Annotated in this window: 13 protein-coding genes, 7 tRNA genes, 1 riboswitch and 1 other annotated feature; of the genes, 3 read left to right on the top strand and 17 right to left on the bottom strand. The window is 44.1% G+C overall.

Translation table 11 applies throughout. The features are described from left to right. Window position 1: 1 nt before the first annotated feature. The 6 genes from purQ to leuS form a co-directional block, all read right to left on the bottom strand. On the bottom strand, window positions 2-676 hold the full coding sequence (purQ, locus tag FD04_RS05140) for a phosphoribosylformylglycinamidine synthase subunit PurQ (protein ID WP_275452929.1): 675 nt from the start codon (window positions 674-676) through the stop codon (window positions 2-4). Continuing rightward, window positions 673-930: a phosphoribosylformylglycinamidine synthase subunit PurS gene (purS, locus tag FD04_RS05135; RefSeq protein WP_054699643.1), complete on the bottom strand. Its 258-nt coding sequence runs from the start codon at window positions 928-930 to the stop codon at window positions 673-675. Before purS ends, purQ begins: the two co-directional genes overlap by 4 nt. Before the next feature lie 10 nt (window positions 931-940). Further along, window positions 941-1657 (bottom strand): phosphoribosylaminoimidazolesuccinocarboxamide synthase, encoded by a 717-nt coding sequence (purC, locus tag FD04_RS05130; RefSeq protein WP_056947524.1) that lies wholly within the window; start codon window positions 1655-1657, stop codon window positions 941-943. A 15-nt stretch (window positions 1658-1672) separates the two neighbouring features. Continuing rightward, a complete protein-coding gene (purK, locus tag FD04_RS05125; protein ID WP_056947522.1) occupies window positions 1673-2794 on the bottom strand; it encodes a 5-(carboxyamino)imidazole ribonucleotide synthase in 1122 nt (373 codons plus the stop codon). Beyond that, entirely contained in the window at window positions 2778-3260 is a 483-nt protein-coding gene (gene purE / locus FD04_RS05120) for a 5-(carboxyamino)imidazole ribonucleotide mutase (RefSeq protein ID WP_054699641.1), read from the bottom strand. The genes purK and purE overlap by 17 nt, the downstream gene beginning before the upstream one ends. A 317-nt stretch (window positions 3261-3577) precedes the next feature. Next, window positions 3578-6001, bottom strand: a complete 2424-nt coding sequence (gene leuS, locus FD04_RS05115; protein WP_056947520.1) for a leucine--tRNA ligase — start codon at window positions 5999-6001, stop codon at window positions 3578-3580. Between the two features lie 242 nt (window positions 6002-6243). Next, window positions 6244-6449 (bottom strand) — a binding site (T-box leader). A 123-nt stretch (window positions 6450-6572) separates the two neighbouring features. Between leuS and mnmM the strand changes: the two genes are divergently transcribed. Then, window positions 6573-7139 (top strand): tRNA 5-(aminomethyl)-2-thiouridylate-methyltransferase MnmM, encoded by a 567-nt coding sequence (mnmM, locus tag FD04_RS05110; protein WP_056947519.1) that lies wholly within the window; start codon window positions 6573-6575, stop codon window positions 7137-7139. Between the two features lie 89 nt (window positions 7140-7228). Here the strand turns inward: mnmM and FD04_RS05105 are convergent, their stop codons facing one another. The 3 genes from FD04_RS05105 to metK all read right to left on the bottom strand — a co-directional run bounded on the left by FD04_RS05105 (window position 7229) and on the right by metK (window position 10381). Further along, window positions 7229-7534, bottom strand: coding sequence for a DUF960 domain-containing protein (locus tag FD04_RS05105; protein WP_054699639.1), 306 nt, complete (start codon window positions 7532-7534; stop codon window positions 7229-7231). A 61-nt stretch (window positions 7535-7595) separates the two neighbouring features. Further along, window positions 7596-9059, bottom strand: a complete 1464-nt coding sequence (locus FD04_RS05100) for an MDR family MFS transporter (RefSeq protein ID WP_054699637.1) — start codon at window positions 9057-9059, stop codon at window positions 7596-7598. Between the two features lie 131 nt (window positions 9060-9190). Next, complete coding sequence (gene metK / locus FD04_RS05095; RefSeq protein ID WP_054699635.1) at window positions 9191-10381, bottom strand: methionine adenosyltransferase; 1191 nt, start codon at window positions 10379-10381, stop codon at window positions 9191-9193. After that, a riboswitch (SMK box riboswitch) is annotated at window positions 10382-10475 on the bottom strand. It abuts the gene before it with no gap. Between the two features lie 144 nt (window positions 10476-10619). Here metK and FD04_RS05090 point away from each other — a divergent pair. Next, a complete protein-coding gene (locus FD04_RS05090; RefSeq protein WP_056947517.1) occupies window positions 10620-11339 on the top strand; it encodes a hypothetical protein in 720 nt (239 codons plus the stop codon). A 99-nt stretch (window positions 11340-11438) separates the two neighbouring features. Beyond that, window positions 11439-11801 (top strand): hypothetical protein, encoded by a 363-nt coding sequence (locus tag FD04_RS05085; protein ID WP_056947515.1) that lies wholly within the window; start codon window positions 11439-11441, stop codon window positions 11799-11801. A 43-nt stretch (window positions 11802-11844) separates the two neighbouring features. Here the strand turns inward: FD04_RS05085 and FD04_RS05080 are convergent, their stop codons facing one another. The 8 genes from FD04_RS05080 to FD04_RS05045 all read right to left on the bottom strand — a co-directional run bounded on the left by FD04_RS05080 (window position 11845) and on the right by FD04_RS05045 (window position 13021). Further along, entirely contained in the window at window positions 11845-12255 is a 411-nt protein-coding gene (locus tag FD04_RS05080) for a hypothetical protein (RefSeq protein ID WP_056947513.1), read from the bottom strand. Window positions 12256-12387: 132 nt separating this feature from the next. Then, window positions 12388-12472 (bottom strand) — tRNA-Leu (locus FD04_RS05075). Between the two features lie 46 nt (window positions 12473-12518). Continuing rightward, window positions 12519-12589 (bottom strand) — tRNA-Cys (locus FD04_RS05070). A 28-nt stretch (window positions 12590-12617) separates the two neighbouring features. After that, a tRNA-Gln gene (locus tag FD04_RS05065) sits at window positions 12618-12689 on the bottom strand. A 9-nt stretch (window positions 12690-12698) separates the two neighbouring features. Beyond that, window positions 12699-12773 (bottom strand) — tRNA-His (locus FD04_RS05060). 13 nt (window positions 12774-12786) lie between these two features. Then, window positions 12787-12857, bottom strand: a tRNA-Trp gene (locus tag FD04_RS05055). Window position 12858: 1 nt separating this feature from the next. Beyond that, window positions 12859-12944, bottom strand: a tRNA-Tyr gene (locus tag FD04_RS05050). A gap of 4 nt (window positions 12945-12948) precedes the next feature. Continuing rightward, a tRNA-Phe gene (locus FD04_RS05045) sits at window positions 12949-13021 on the bottom strand. Window positions 13022-13049 lie beyond the last annotated feature (28 nt).

The raw sequence follows: 13049 nt of genomic DNA, 5'->3' as shown, positions 1-13049 counted from the left end.
GTTACACCGTCCTTAACTGTGATTGTCGAAGTGACTCAAAAATTGCCAGCCCATCTTGGCTACCCAAAATGGTTTCAACAGCGCGCTCCGGATGTGGCATCATGCCTAACACATTACCTGCTTGATTGGTAATCCCGGCGATGTCATTCACACTTCCGTTCGGATTATGACGATAGGTAAAGGCAATTTGATGGTTGGCCTTGAGCGATGCCAAAGTCTGTTCATCGCAATAATAGTTCCCCTCGCCGTGGGCGATTGGGAGTGTAATAACTTGATTGGCATCGAACTGACTGGTAAACATCGTCTTATGATTGGTCACCGTTAACGGTTCAGGTTCGCAAATAAACTGCATGTCACGGTTATGTTGGAGTGTACCAGGTAAGAGACCGGCTTCGGTTAGAATTTGAAAGCCATTACAGATACCTAAAACGGGACGACCGCTTGCTGCAAACTGCTTCACTGCGGGCATTACTGGCGCAAATTTGGCAATCGCACCACTTCGTAGGTAGTCACCGTACGAGAAGCCACCAGGAATTAAGACCGCATCAAAACCAGCCAAATCAGTCGCGGTATGGGGCACAATGGTTGCATCTTCGTGTAAAGCGTCCGTAATTGCGTAATAAAGATCCTCATCACAATTGGAACCTGGAAAACTAATCACCGCAAACTTCATCATGACTGTGCCAACTCCTTTACGTCATATCGGTAGGTTTCCATATTCGGATTGGCAAGCAGTTGATCACAAATTGCTTCAGCCTGGGCTTGCGCTTGTTCAGCTGAATCGACGTCCAGGGTCAACTCAAAGTACTTGCCCTGAGTCACAGCGTCAACAGTGGTAAAGTTCAAACGGTGCATGGCATTTTTAATGGCCACAGCTTGTGGATCTAAGATTGAGGGTTTGTAAGTCACGTGAACTTGAGCTAAGAACATGGTTGGCCTCCTATTTGACTGTTGCCTGCAAGCGAGAAAGGACGGTGCGATAGCCATCCATGACGTCACCTGTGTGCTTTCGAAAGACGTCTTTATCAAGTGAATCATGGGTCGTAGCGTCAACTAACCGACATGAATCCGGTGAAATTTCATCACCTAAAATCAAGTTTTGTTGGGCGTCAAAACCAAATTCGAGCTTAAAATCAACTAAGGTGATGTCTGCGGCGGCAAATAAACGGGTTAAGGCCTCGTTAACCTTGAAGGCCTGATCGCGAATTTGTGCCAGTTGTTCTGGCGTTGCGATTGCTAACGCGTGAATCTGAGAATCATTGATGAACGGGTCGTCCAGTTCATCACTTTTGTAATAGAATTCTTGAACTGGTTGTTCGAAAGCCATTAAGTAGTCAGTGTTGAATTTTCGTTGAAAACTACCTGATGCGTAGTTTCGAATGACCACCTCAAGTGGAATCATGGTCATTTTTTTGACCAGTTGGTCGCTGGGTGACAGTTGTTTGATGAAGTGAGTGGTGATGCCCTGTTGACCGAGGTACGTATAGATTAAGCTATCAATTTGATTATTCACAACGCCTTTATCATCAATGTGTTCCTTACGCTTTCCATTCAGCGCCGTTGCTTGATTCAAATAGTGAACTTGAATCTCCTCAGGATTTTCAGTCGTTAATAATTGCTTTGCTTTACCTTCACTAATCAATGTTGCCACGTTCAACAGATCCTTTCTGGTTTAACTAAACTGACTGACAGATGCTAACAATCTTTCAAGTGACGGTCCGGTCACCGTAATGTGCCCCATTTTACGACCGTCACGAATCTCTTTTTTACCATAATCGTGTAGATGCCACTCTGGATGATGGACCCAATCCTGACGGGCTGCCGTCAAGTGGTCACCCAATAAATTGACCATGACCGCTGGTTCGAACTGACGAATTGGTGGAATCGGTAGGCCACATATACTTCGAATGTGCGCATCAAATTGCGAAACGTTGCAGGCTTCGATGGAGTAGTGACCTGAATTATGTGGTCTCGGTGCTAATTCGTTAATCATTAGCTCTCCAGAGTCCAGTTCAAACAACTCGATGCCAAGGACGCCACGTAGGTCTAGTGCTGTTGCGGTCTGGCGAGCAATCTCAGTTGCACTAGCTGCCACCGTCGTACTGATTTGTGCTGGTACAATGCTGGTATGCAAAATATGATGCTGATGACGATTTTCACTCACCGGAAAAGTGATAATTTCATCACGACCGTCACGCGTTACCATCACTGACAATTCGCGAACGAAAGCTTGTTTTAATTCATAGATCCATTCTGTTTTTGTAATCTCAGCTTCAATTAACTGCCAATCAGTTTGATCATTAATGTCAAACTGGCCATGGCCGTCATAACCACCTTCGACGGTTTTAAGTAACCCGGGTTGGCCAATGTGTTGAATAGCGTGTTCCAAATCGGCCATCGACTTTACGGAAGCATATGGTGTTACTGGTAAATGATGTTGCTTACAAAAGTCCTTTTCTCGTAATCGATGACTAGTAATGGTGAGTAAGTTAATCCCTTGCGGAATCCGTGTCATCGCTTCAACCTGACTCAAACTCTCTTGATCAACGTTTTCAAACTCGTACGTTAACACATCACTATGGGTTGCAAGCTTCGACAACGCTGCTTGGTCGTCATATTCGGCGACGATCTGGAAATCAGCGACTTGTCCTGCTGGCGACTGGGGCGTTGGATCTAAGACACCCACATGATACCCCATGGCTTTCGCAGCTAAAGCCATCATCTGGCCGAGTTGACCGCCACCAATTATGCCAATGTTGGCTGGCGGTAAAATGGGCTCATTGTAATTGTTCATTACTTTTAGTAGCCTCCGCTGTTTGTTGTTGTCTAAATGCGTCCAATTGTGTGGCAACATCTAAATCTTGAAGTGCAATAATCTCGGCAGCGAGCAAGGCTGCATTCTTGGCACCGGCACTACCGATTGCGACTGTTGCAACCGGAACACCAGCAGGCATTTGAACGATCGACAGTAAAGAATCCATTCCGTTTAACGCCTTTGACTGGATTGGCACCCCGATGACTGGCAACGTCGTGTTAGCAGCCAACATTCCTGGCAAGTGGGCGGCCCCACCGGCAGCGGCAATGATCACCTGATATTGTTCGGCTTTAGCTGTTTCGCCAAAATGCTGTAATGTTTGTGGCATACGGTGCGCTGAAATCACATGTTTGTCAAAGCTAACGTGAAGTTCAGTAAGTAAATCGGCCGTGGCTTGGACCTGTGGCCAATCAGAAATTGATCCCATAACAAGTGCGACTTGCATCTTCAAAATCTCCTTTGCCTTTGATACCCATAGATTAACAGCAGAAAGTAGAACTGTCAACATTAAAATCGAACTATCGACACTATAATATTTTTATTGTTCGGTTTTACGTTAATTAAATTTTGTATTATCATTCCAGTTTCATTTAAAGCTTTCAAACATCATCACTAATCAGCAGAACAGCTTCATCTACCGTTCAACAGTTTCAGTTGAACTGGAATGTATTAATCTCCGTGCTAAACAAAAAAACACAAACCTCAGTGAAATTCACTTTGGTTTGTGTTTTATAGGCTTAATTAATGATGAGCTGGCAAAGCCTAACCAGCAACGACGATGTTAACGATCTTGTTTGGTACCACGATGACTTTCTTAACTTCATGGCCTTCCAAATAAGCTTTAACCGTTTCATCCGCAAGCGCAGCGTCTTGAATCTCATCTTTGGTAGCTTTAGCAGCAACCACCACGTGGCCACGAACTTTACCATTCACTTGAACAGCGAGTTCAACTTCATCCACAACCAATTTTGATTCATCATAAGTTGGCCAAGTTGCATAGGTAATGGTCTTGTCATGACCCATCAATGCCCACAATTCTTCAGTGATATGTGGTGCAATTGGTGACAGCATCTTGACCAAGCCCTCCATGTAGACGAGTGGTAAACTGTCAGCCTTAAACGCTTCGTTAACGAACACCATCATCTGAGAAATTGCCACGTTAAAGCGCAATGCAGCCATATCCTCAGTAACGGTCTTAACGGTTTGGTTATAAATCAAGTCTAACGAACCGTCATTAAAAGTGGTAACGCGGTCACGAAGGTGGTTATTGTCATCCACAATTAACCGCCATACACGATCGAGCCAACGGTGTGCCCCGGCAATACCTTCTGTACTCCACGGTTTAGCTGCATCAAGTGGTCCCATGAACATTTCATACACCCGCAGCGTATCTGCACCATAAGCATCAACGATCTCATCTGGGTTAATCACGTTACCTTTAGATTTAGACATCTTTTCGTGGTTAGTCCCCAAAATCATCCCTTGGTTAACCAGTTTCTGGAATGGTTCCTTAGTTGGGACAACGCCTAAATCATACAGGAACTTGTGCCAGAACCGCGCATAAAGCAAATGAAGGACCGCGTGTTCTGCACCACCAATATACAAGTCGACTGGCATCCAGTACTTTAATTTTTCTGGATCAGCGACCATCTTATCGTTAGTAGGATCAACGTAGCGTAAGAAGTACCAAGAACTGCCGGCCCATTGCGGCATGGTGTTGGTTTCCCGCTTGCCTTTACGGCCATTTTCATCGACAACGTTTACCCAGTCATCCAAGTTAGCTAATGGACTTTCACCAGTGCCTGAAGGTTCAAGCTGCTTGGCTTTTGGCAATCGCAGTGGTAATTCGTCTTCTGGCACAAGTGTGGTTTCGCCATCTTCCCAATGAATAACTGGAATTGGTTCGCCCCAGTACCGTTGACGAGAGAAGATCCAGTCGCGAAGTCGGTAATTAACCTTCTTCTTACCGGCATCATGTTCTTCGAGCCAGTCAATGGCAGCTTTGATGGCGGTCTTCTTGTCCATCCCATTCAAGAAACCAGAGTTGATGTGGGGCCCATCTTCGGTAAAGGCTGCTTCTTCGATGTTGCCGCCTTCAATAACTGGTTTAATTGGTAAATCGAACTTCTTAGCAAATTCGTAGTCTCGATCATCGTGTGCAGGCACGGCCATGATTGCACCAGTCCCATAGGATGCTAAGACGTAATCACCGATCCAAATTGGCAGTTGCTCACCGTTAATTGGGTTGATGCCATAAGCACCAGTGAAGACACCAGTCTTATTCTTATTTAAATCAGTTCGTTCAAGATCTGAGCGACTTTCAATTTGCTTCTTGTAAGCGGCAACTTCTTCAGCATGGTCGGGCGTGGTGATTTGGTCGACTAGTTCATGCTCAGGTGCCAGCACCATGTATGATGCGCCGAACAGCGTATCTGGTCGTGTGGTATACACTTCAACTTGCTTGTCATCTTGGCCAGCTACTTTGAAGAAGACACTAGCCCCTTCAGAACGTCCAATCCAGTTACGTTGTTGTTCCTTAATGCTTTCTGGCCAATCCAAATCATCCAAATCATCAATTAACCGGTCAGCATACTTCGTGATCCGTAAAACCCATTGGCGCATTGGCACGCGGTAAACCGGGTATCCGCCACGTTCAGTTTTACCATCGATCACTTCTTCGTTAGCCACAACGGTACCACCCATGAAATCAGGTGCCCAGTTCACCATAATTTTATCTTCATAGGCTAAACCTTTTTTGTAGAGTTGTTCAAAAATCCATTGGGTCCACTTGTAATAGCTTGGATCGGTAGTGTTAATCTCACGATCCCAGTCATATGAAAAACCAAGTGACCGAATTTGGCGCTTGAAGGTTTTAATGTTTTGGGCAGTAAAATCCTTTGGGTTATGCCCTGTTTTAAGAGCATATTGTTCTGCAGGCAAACCAAAGGCGTCCCAACCCATTGGGTGTAACACGTTATAGCCTTGCATCCGCTTCATACGTGAAATAATGTCAGTTGCTGTATAACCTTCTGGGTGACCAACGTGTAACCCTTGACCTGACGGATAAGGGAACATATCTAGTGCATAATACTTCGGTTTTGAAGTATCATCATATGTCTTAAAAGTCTTATGTTCCTTCCAATAATGCTGCCATTTTCGTTCAATTATGCTGTGATTGTAAGCCAAACCAACACGCTCCCTTTCTGATATTCATGCTTTACCTAGATAACTGCTGAAATTCAATTAAACCGCAACGTTCCCGCTTATGTAAGCTAGCAGGTATTTAGGTCACACTGAAACGTTAGCCCGATAACTTAAAAATTAATCGATTCTTCAGACCTTTAGTCGTGGAATGATTCACTCAAAAGTTAAAAAAGCCATTGCTTCTGTCTTGAAAACTAAAAAAGCCTACAAGAAACCAACGTTTCTTGTAGGACGGAATTTCCGCGGTACCACCTAACATTCCCGATTGCACGGGCGCTCAATATTTCGTAACGTGAAAATCACGTTTCAACTTACTTCAGTTCAGTTGAAATAACTCCGAGACGAGTTCGGTTAATAAACTGGCGAATTCACAACAACCATCCGCTTTCTGAACAGCTCACTAAACCTAATAGTCCTCATCAGTCTTTAATAGATTCAAGTGCTTTCATCGTACCAGATAGTCATGTAAAACGCAAGGTATCCTAGGTGACACTTTTGGTTTCCAATCATTTCAACTATACTCAAGGTACAACTTATTTAAGGAAGTGTTGAAGTGAACCTCGAATCTGCTTTATCGTATAGTCACACGCTCCTCAAACCGATTATTCAAGCAGGCGACACCGTGATCGACGCAACCGTTGGCAACGGCCATGACACCATTTTTTTAGCCGGGTTAGTCGGCCACTCCGGACAAGTACTCGGTTTTGACGTTCAACAGGTGGCACTTGACGAAACCGCCTTACAATTACAATTAACTGGACAAGCCCATCAAGTCCAACTCATTCACGATGGCCATCAAAATTTGGATCATTATTTGGCGCCAGACCAACAAATTAGCGCCGCCATCTTTAACCTTGGCTACTTGCCAGGTAGTGATAAGACCATTATCACTCACGCTCAGACCACCCTATCTGCTCTTGACTGTTGTTTAAGTCACCTTCGCCGTGGCGGCATTGTGGCTTTGGTCGTTTATTATGGTCATGAAGGTGGCGAAGCAGAAAAAACCGCCGTCCTTAATGAAGTACAACAACTTGATCAACACGAATTTCAAGTGCTCCAATATGGTTTCATTAACCAAGTTCATCAACCACCGTTTCTAATCGCTGTTCAACGGCGTTAAGTGGTGATTAAAATTATAAAAGAGTGGTTGCCAAATTGGCAACCACTCTTTTATTGAAGCTAGCGCTTAAAATCTAATCGAACTAACGTTTACATCTGTTCATTTGGTAGCAAAATAATCTGGCTACTGCCATCATCATACACCCACAGCGCCTCTGGAAAACTTTCTGCATAGGGAAACGGCGTGTCAAAACTGGCAACGACATTGTCCTGTTGCAAAAACTCAAACGTCAGGTGATTTTTTTGATTGGTCAAATTAAAGCCAATCATTTCATTCAATTGGAACATGCCCTGTAAGTTATTGTCGATAATATACCAAACTTGATCGATAATCTCGCCTGGTAGTGAGTTCACAACACCATAACTTGCAAATCTTGGACGATTGTTTTCAAACAAATTGATCGTCTCACTTTCCTGTTAATCTTACTAAACAGTATACTGCATTTGACGGGAAATATCAGAGTCTGCGTTTACGGTGATCAAGTCCGTTAATCAGATAACTCAAAATGATCAATCCTAACGCCACTAGGAAAATACTGTGCAAGCCACTATATAAAATTTCACGGAGTGGCTTGAGTAATGCTGGTTCAAGGTGCTTGGCTGTCTCGGGATTGATCAACTGATTCATCATGTTCATGGTAGTGCCTGGATGTGTCTTAACGCCATGCACCATGCTGATGTTCATGATAATCCCGAACACTGAAATCATCAGTGTTTGACCTAATGTTCGTCCTAAGGTATTGAGTGACGTGGCCACGCCAACATCTTGAGCCGAAACTTGGTTTTGAACCGTCACGGTGGTGGTTGTAATGGTAATCCCAAACCCCGTCCCGCAAATCGCTGCAATCAAAAAGAAGAGCGCAAACGGCGTGCTTTGTGGTGCAAAAGCCATGGCTAGGCCACCAACCAGGATAAACGTCAAACTAAACGTAATAATCTGTTTTGGTGTTCGTTTCAACAATAATTTGCCGGCAATAAACGACCCAACGATCCACATCAGTGAACTGGGCGTAATCGCAAACCCTGCTAAAGAAGCGGGCAACCCTAGTAATCCTTGTGTCCAGGTTGGCAGATACACTTCAAACCCCATCAAAAACCCGCTAATAAGCGCAGCCACCAAGTTTTGGGTCACAAAGGTCCGTTGTTTAAAGAGCGTTAACGGAATAATCGGGTTTTCGACCTGTCCTTCGTGATGGACAAATACCGCAAAGCTAATACCGGCCAAAACCAGGCATACAATAAAAGCCAGCCAATTAATTTGAGTATCACCCAAGATTTGGAAACTATACATCAGCGCTAATAGCGCTATTGAAATTAATACACTGCCTAATAAGTCAAGTGATTGACTACTTTGCCGCGGTGTTTCTTTCAAAAAAATCCAGATGCCAGCCATTGCAAGCAATCCAACTGGGATGTTGATGAAAAATATCCAATGCCAAGTGAGTTGATCGACAATAAAACCACCTAATAGAGGCGCAACAATCGAAGCAATCCCCCACGCAGAACCGTTAAACCCCATTACCTTCGCTCGCTTTTCTAACGGGTAGATATCAGCAATGATGGTAAATGAAATCGGCATAATTGAACCTGCGCCGATTCCCTGAACGGCCCGCCACAGGATCAATTCGGCCATGCTGTTCGACATACCAGAAAGTGTTGAACCAACGATGAAGACCGCAAGTCCAAACAAAAATAGCCGTTTGCGACCAAACATGTCAGAAAGCTTGCCGTAAATTGGCGTGGCAATCGCGTTAGTCAACAAAAAAATTGAAAAAACCCAGTTCATCAACGCCACACCACGTAAGTCACCAACAATGGTCGGCATGGCAGTTGAGACGATTGTCCCCTCAATTGCGCTCATAAAGGTGGCAATAAAGATGGCACCAGTCACTAATGGGACATTTGTACGTCCTTTTGTCATAAAAATTCCTCATTTCGCGCTGGCCCGCACCCCCATACGCAATTTGAGAGTCAAATACTCTCGCCACAAAAATAACGACCAGCCCGAAAGTTGATCGTTATCGTTAAAAATTCAATCAATGATTGGTTAAATTAATGGTTTAACGCTTGCTTCAAGTCGTCCACCTTATCAGTGTGTTCCCAAGGCAGGTCAATATCAGTCCGACCAAAGTGACCATAAGCGGCTGTTTGCTTATAAATTGGTCGCTTCAAGTCAAGCATCTGAATAATACCAGCTGGCCGTAAGTCAAAGATTTGACGAACAGCTTGCGTCAAGGCTGCTTCAGACACATCACTCGTTCCAAAGGTGTTAATTGAAACAGAAACTGGTTGTGCAACACCAATGGCATACGCTAATTGAACTTCAACTTGGTGAGCTAATCCCGCTGCCACAATGTTTTTGGCAATGTAACGGGCAGCGTAGCTAGCTGAACGGTCAACCTTGGTAGCATCTTTACCAGAAAAGGCACCGCCACCATGGTGAGCATAACCACCGTAAGTGTCGACAATTACCTTACGACCCGTCAAACCGGCATCACCTTGAGGTCCACCGATAACGAACCGACCAGTTGGGTTGATCAGATAACGCGTGTTGTCATCCAAGAACTTAGCTGGAATAACTGGCTTAATGACTTGTTCAATCACATCATGACGAATCTGATCAAGTGTTGCAGATTCGGCATGTTGTGTGCTGACAACAACGGTATCAACTCGAACTGGTTGACCATCATCATCGTATTCAACCGTCACTTCAGCTTTGGCATCTGGTCCAAGGTAATCCAAAATGTTTTCCTTACGGACCTTTGCGATGCGTCTCATCAACTGGTGAGAAAGCGAAATTGCCAGTGGCATTAGTTCAGGCGTCTCATCAATGGCATAGCCAAACATCAGCCCTTGGTCGCCAGCACCAATCTGATCTAGCGGATCAGTTTGGCCTTCGCGTGTCTCCAGCGCATCATCAACCCCTTGTGCAATGTCAGGTGATTGTTCGTCAATTGCAACTAAGACAGCACAATTGTCGCCATCGAAGCCGTACTTACCGTCTGTGTAACCAATCTCTTTGATGGTTTCACGAACGACGTGTTGGATATCGACGTAAGCAGTTGTTGAAATCTCACCAAACACTAACACCAACCCAGTCGTCACTGATGTTTCACAAGCGACACGGGCGTCAGGATCTTGCGCTAACATCGCGTCTAAAATTGCATCACTAATCTGATCAGCAATCTTATCCGGATGGCCTTCAGAAACAGATTCTGAAGTAAACAAATGTTTCTCTTGCATAATAAAAAATTCCCCCAATTCGTTTTTCGGTTACAAGGCATCTTCACTAAGTCAAGCTAGTGAATCCTATCGGGAATGAAGACTCATAACTTTAACATTCTAACACAATTTTTAGTAAGGAGAAAGCTTTCACCATTGCTAAGCTGCGATTCTTCCAGTATCCATTGACCTTTTCAAGTGTTGACCGACGAGTGAAAAATGGTAGGATTGTTTTATATCATAAAAAGGACGACAACTTATGCTAGAAAAAATTGAAACCACAATTGTCCAACACCGGCGTCTTCTGCAAGCCCTATTCTTCGGTTTTGTTGAAATGAGCGGCTTACTCCTGTACGCCAATGCTAACTCGTTTCAGGCGTATTCACAGCCACACCAACTTCAATTGAGTTTGCTCGGTTTCATCTTGACCCTTATGTTTACAACACTCTACTTAATTCGAACCAACAACCGTACTGACTTGACGACCCGGTTAATCTTTGGTGCAACAATTCTATCTGCAATCCTAGGGACGATTAAATTACCTCTTCTGGTTAACGTCATCAATCTCCTACTACTTCTGGTATTGATTCTACTGTACGTATTGCCCAATTTATTTTTAAATGAATTTGGAATGTTCATGTTGGCGCTATTATTGGCAAGTCAAGTTAGTGGGAACTTTTTGTTGACCCATGCCTATCTTTCAGCTGGCTACTTAACAACGATGGTTTTGCCAATGGTAACTTATTTCTTTTTCTTTTTACCAACTCGATATTTTCAAAACACGATTCTGCCTTCAAGCCTTGCAGTCATTGCCGTAATATGGTTATTTTACACCCAACGATCACTCATATTGGCACTCGTCGCTGTGGTGATTCTGGGCGCGTGGCTTCTTGTTCAACACGTTTGGCACCCTTCTTTATCACGCGGTTTGCTACTTGCAGCAATTCTTCAAACCGTCTTATTTTCAATCAGTCGGTAACTACTCTTAAAAGTTTTTAAAGACTCACGCCGAATCCCAATAATTGATTTGAGATGACCTATGATGAAAGTGCACTTTTATCTTTGGGGAGGTACCATTTTGGATCAGATTAGAATTGTGGGCGATATTTGGTCAGGCAAATTTCAACCAACGTTAACAGGTAATCGAATTGTTGATACTGCTCTCTTAAATCAATTTAAAACTCGCCTAATGGACTGGTTGTCAACCAACCGAATAGAGGTGGAGGTCAATATTGATCATCACTTCAGTATGCAACACACCGACACAAACCCAACGCTTTATCTTATTGATAGTCAAATTATCGCTGATGTGGGTGACCACACTTTACAGCCAATCAACTATCTGCCAATTAAACATCAAAGTCTGTTACACGCCAATCCGGCTGAGTTATTTCAGGCCCTCATCAATTACTTCAAAGCTGCACAACAAGAACAATCTTAAAAAGACTTGATCAAAGCATTTTCAGCTTTGTACCAAGTCTTTTTTAGACGAATAATCCAGGAAAGATCACACAATTCGCAGTTGGTTGCACAATGTGTTTTAATTCGTCATCCAGGTGATTAATAAAGTGATCCTTAGTCATTTTTTGATTACCTACCCAACCCACAAAGTACTTAGGCTTAAATCGTTGGTCGGTGATATCAAAACCATGATATGTTTTCAGTTGTGTGCCATGGTACGTGACGCTGATTGCGGCTACGCCTTTTCGGATGCGTAGTTGGCTAGCCTGCTTAAGTTGCCCATTACGAACTTCGATTTTGTGGTTATTGGCAAAATCAGTCAGTTGGAAAACAACTTCAATTTGGTGCGTGTCCTTTAAAAATAATCGGCTATTCCGTAATAAATTGGTGTAAGTGGCAATTAATTCGGTCAGTGTAGGTTCTCTAAACAGCAAAATTTAACCTCCTAATCGTGCTTCACTTTCTCGCGCCTGCAATTAGATTGCAAACAAAGTGTAGCATAGATATTGGTCTAGATGATTAAAAAAGGCTAAAAAAAAGAACAAGCTACCGCTCGTTCAAAGTTATACCGGAGGTGGGGTTCGAACCCACACGTCCTCAACGGACACTGGATTTTGAGTCCAGCGCGTCTGCCAGTTCCGCCACTCCGGCATGATATTATATGATGAGTAACCAAACCATTCCACTGTATCTGGAAAGGCGGTAATCGGATTCGAACCGACGATGAAGGTTTTGCAGACCTCTGCCTTACCACTTGGCTATACCGCCATAATCATGATGCAATGGGCTCCCCAAACTGGGTTAGCTGGATTCGAACCAGCGCATGACGAAGTCAAAGTCCGTTGCCTTACCACTTGGCTATAACCCAATCATCAAGGGCGGTATGTGGGACTCGAACCCACGCGTGCCGGAACCACAATCCGGTGTGTTAACCAAACTTCACCAATACCGCCATCATACTAAAACAGGGATAGCAGGAGTTGAACCCGCACTAGCGGTTTTGGAGACCGATGTACTACCATTATACTATATCCCTATGGTGGTTGGGAGTGGATTCGAACCACCGAACCCGAAGGAGCGGATTTACAGTCCGCCGCGTTTAGCCAGACTTCGCTACCCAACCATAATGGCGCGGGACGGAATCGAACCGCCGACACACGGAGCTTCAATCCGTTGCTCTACCAACTGAGCTACCGAGCCATATGATGCCTGTTAATATTCAATTAAC

The organism is Secundilactobacillus odoratitofui DSM 19909 = JCM 15043, assembly GCF_001434895.1.
Taxonomy (GTDB): Bacteria; Bacillota; Bacilli; order Lactobacillales; family Lactobacillaceae; genus Secundilactobacillus; species Secundilactobacillus odoratitofui.
Note: the sequence above shows the minus strand (reverse complement) of the source record. Positions and strands in the feature narration are given on the sequence as shown.